The organism is Peribacillus sp. P4_C12 (assembly GCF_056402095.1).
Genome location: NZ_JBFUIB010000364.1, coordinates 1 through 3853, shown reverse-complemented (window position 1 = coordinate 3853; position 3853 = coordinate 1). Strand labels below are relative to the sequence as shown.

The following is a 3853-nucleotide window of genomic DNA, read 5'->3' as shown; positions in this document are numbered from 1 at the left end:
GGCTAAGAATGGTTTTTTCCTTATTATATCCCAATTCGAAACTTACACAATAAGTACTAGGCGATTTTTTGACATTTTTTGCGGTTGCCCTTGGCTGTTCACCTAAATATGAATAAAAAAGATGAAAGCAATAATTGGAAAGTTTTTTCTTAAATCTAGAAAAATAGGCTAATGCACAGACCAAGGCGGGCTTAATGACATATGGTAAGGTGTAAAGAGAAAACAGAAATCAAGAAGGAGTGAAACTTAATGTACGGATATGGTGGATATGGCGGAGGATATGGTTATGGTGGTGGCTGCGGTGGTTGCGGTTTTGGTTCAGGTTTCGCATTAATCGTAGTATTGTTTATTCTGTTGATTATCATCGGTGCCTCATTCTGTTGCTAACAAAAGAAAAAACTAAAAGACCAGTAAATGCTGGTCTTTTCTTTATGTTATTAATTTAAAGGAATAAATCCTATTTAATTCCTTACTTTCTCAGACAAGTGTCTGGGGGGCTGGATTGCCCGTGAAATTATCGAAAAAAACCAACTGAAAAATATCGAAGAACCGGTTTTTAGCTGGTGAAAGAAAATAACCAGGAATCCTAGTTATTTTTTTTTATGGAATAAACTATGAAATCATACGAATGCACGTTCTTAAGTGTCCTGGTTTTTCTTTATTCAGCATATCTGCTAAAATAACGAAAGATGTAATTATTTTAGGGGGAAAAAAGATATGAAACCTTCTCGTTTAAAAGCTGGCGATGAAATCCGGGTTATTGCACCTTCGAGAAGTCTGGCGATTGTCAAAGGGGAACAACGCAGGCTGGCAGAAGAAAGATTAATGGAGCTTGGATTTAAAGTGACATATGGTAATACGGCTTTGGTCCATGACGACTTTTTCTCGAATTCAATTGAAGATCGAATTGAGGATTTACATGATGCGTTTCGGGACCCAAATGTAAAGGGAATCTTTACGGCTATTGGCGGTTATAATGCCAACCAATTACTACGATATATTGACTATGATTTGATTAAAGAAAATCCAAAAGTGTTGATGGGATATAGTGATGTAACGGCTATCTTATTGGCAATTTATAAAAAAACAGGCTTAACTACATACCCTGGTCCTCATTTCTCGACGTTCGGCATGAAGGCTGGGCTGGAATATACAATGGAATACTTTAAAAAAGCAGTTCTCCAAGTTGAAGACTTTTATCTTGAACCAAGTGAAACGTGGAGTGATGATTCATGGCATTTAGAACAGGATGATCGCACTTTCCATACAAATTCAGGATATATGGTCATTCAGGAAGGGGAAGCGACAGGGACAATCATTGGAGGCAACCTTTGTACAATCAATCTTTTACAGGGTACAGAGTATATGCCTTCTTTAAAGGATAGTATCCTGTTTATAGAAGATGATGAAGAAAGCCATCCATTCAGTTTTGACCGAGATTTACAGTCATTGCTTCAATTGCCAGATGCAAGCGGAATAAAAGGAATTGTCATAGGCCGTTTCCAAAAGGAATCCGGGATGACTGATTATGCTTTGCAGGAAATTATTGCAACAAAGAAAGAAATAAATGGTATACCTGTCATCGCGAATGCTAACTTTGGACATGTTCATCCATTTGTAACGGTCCCGGTAGGTGCAAAAGCAGTGATGAATGTGAAAAACGGAAAAGTAACTGTTAATGTCCTTTCATAAAAAAACTATAGATAAGACGCCGTTCAAAAGTGGACGGTGTTTTAAGTTATTTTGGGTTTGGTCTGGTAATTCCCTATAATATGAATTTATTTCTACTTGCCTGAAGCTATGTTTTCTGGTTGATTTTAGGAGTAATACCTCTTGTCAGCGCTGAATATTTTATTATTTTACAAGCATTATTAGGGAATATGAGGCTAATTGTTCAAATTCTATGTTTTTCTGATATAATACTAAGAGATTTAAAATAGAAAAGGTGATTATGTGTTATTAACAATTCCCGCATCCATTCGTTTAGAAGGGGCTTTGGCCGAATATAATAAAAAAGGCCGTGTAAGCCATACTTGTTTCGTTTGTAACGAAGACACTTCAAATGGGGATGCAAGTAACTTGAACTACTATAAGTTAGGTACTAAAAAAGTTTGTCATTCATGCATGAAACAAGTTTTACGTCATCCATCTTTAAAAGAGTATGAATATGTACATACCTCAGTTATTGATAAAACTGCTTTTTATAAAAATGTGCTGGCTGTTTTAAAGGATGAAAATTTTTTAGAGTCAATTCGTCAAGAAAAGCTAAATAGCGCATTGTAAGAAAAAAGTGTATCTCTTGTGGATACACTTTTTTTGTACCCTTTTAAGTCACTATTTATAATGACCCATCCCAAAAATCTAAAAGAAATTTTTGATGTTTACAAGCTTAGGTCAATTTCCTTAGCAAGATTCCCTGAATCAGGACATACACTTTACTATAATGCTAGTTTGTTTCCAGAGAAGGAGAGTGTGGGCATATGGAGCAGTCTTCATTGATCAAGCCGGTCCTAGGAGGAGCCTACCCGACTATTAGTCATGGTGAGGGAGTATTTTTATACGATAAAGAAGGAAAGAACTACCTGGATGCTTCATCCGGTGCTGTTACTGCTAACATCGGTCATGGTGTTCAGGAAATTATTGATGCGATGAAAAAACAGGCTAATCAGGTTTCATTTGTGTATCGTTCACAGTTTACGAGTGAACCAGCGGAGAAACTCGCTAAAAAAATTGCTGAACTAACAAAAGGGGAACTGAATTATAGCTTTTTTGTAAATAGCGGATCCGAAGCGACCGAAACTGCCTTGAAAATTGCCATTCAGCATTGGCAGGAAAAAGGGAAACCTAAGAAACATAAAATTATATCCAGATGGATGAGCTACCACGGCATCACGATGGGGGCTCTTTCGATGTCGGGCCATCCGATTCGCCGTGAAAGGTTTACTGCTATGCTTGAATCATATCCTTCCGTTTCTCCTCCATATTGCTACCGCTGCCCACTTCAACTTGATCCCCATACGTGCGGAATGGCCTGTGCTAAGGAATTGGAAGCAACAATTAGACGCATTGGTGGTGATAATATTGCCGCTTTTATTGCTGAGCCTGTCATTGGCGCAGCCGGGGGAGCTATTGTTCCACCGGATGGTTATTTTCAAAAACTCAAGAAAATTTGTGAAGAACATGACATTTTATTCATTGCCGATGAAGTTATGACTGGATTCGGTCGGACCGGTAAGATGCTTGCTTCCGAATATTGGGATGTAGAACCTGATATCGTAACATTCGGAAAGGGAATGAGTGGGGGGTATACTCCTATAGCTGCCGCTGTAATGACGAGAAAAGTGATGGAGCCAATTATAAGTGGCTCTCAGTCGATTATCGGAGGGCATACACTTAGCGCCAATCCATTATCATGTGCGGTATCGTTAGCGGTGTTAGAATATGTAGAAAAAAACAATCTCGTTGAAAAATCAGCCGACAGAGGGAAAAACTTAATTAGAGGACTGAAGAAGTTAGGAGAGAAGTATTCCTTTATCGGAGACATCCGTGGAAGGGGTTTATTGATTGGTATGGAATTTGTCCAGGATAAATCGACAAAGTCTCCGCTTCCAAAGGGTGTCGACGTGACTAATGAAATCATTAAATTGGGAATGAAAAATGGAATCCTATTGTACCCTGCAGCAGCGGGTCTAGATGGTGTAACCGGGGCTGCAATTATCATATCTCCTCCTTTAACGATTTCGGAGGACGAGTGTGCAGAATTGTTAATGAGGCTCGATATAACACTTCGACAATTTAATGAGCAGATCCTACCGGGTCATCTGTCATCCTAACAAGGGAGTGAGTTAGTATG

Annotated in this window: 4 protein-coding genes; all 4 read left to right on the top strand. The window is 38.6% G+C overall.

The genetic code is table 11. The features are described 5' to 3' along the window. Positions 1 to 249 precede the first annotated feature (249 nt). Positions 250 to 387, top strand: coding sequence for a YjcZ family sporulation protein (locus AC1DUW_RS22990; RefSeq protein ID WP_083450789.1), 138 nt, complete (start codon positions 250 to 252; stop codon positions 385 to 387). 330 nt (positions 388 to 717) lie between these two features. Next, positions 718 to 1692 carry a S66 family peptidase gene (locus AC1DUW_RS22985; protein ID WP_053346613.1) on the top strand — a complete coding sequence of 325 codons (975 nt, stop codon included), beginning with the start codon at positions 718 to 720 and terminating at the stop codon, positions 1690 to 1692. A gap of 261 nt (positions 1693 to 1953) precedes the next feature. Next, the gene (locus tag AC1DUW_RS22980; protein WP_053346612.1) at positions 1954 to 2283 is read left to right on the top strand and encodes a hypothetical protein; all 330 of its coding nucleotides are present in this window, start codon (positions 1954 to 1956) and stop codon (positions 2281 to 2283) included. 197 nt (positions 2284 to 2480) lie between these two features. Further along, on the top strand, positions 2481 to 3833 hold the full coding sequence (locus AC1DUW_RS22975; protein WP_477643547.1) for an aspartate aminotransferase family protein: 1353 nt from the start codon (positions 2481 to 2483) through the stop codon (positions 3831 to 3833). Positions 3834 to 3853: the final 20 nt, after the last annotated feature.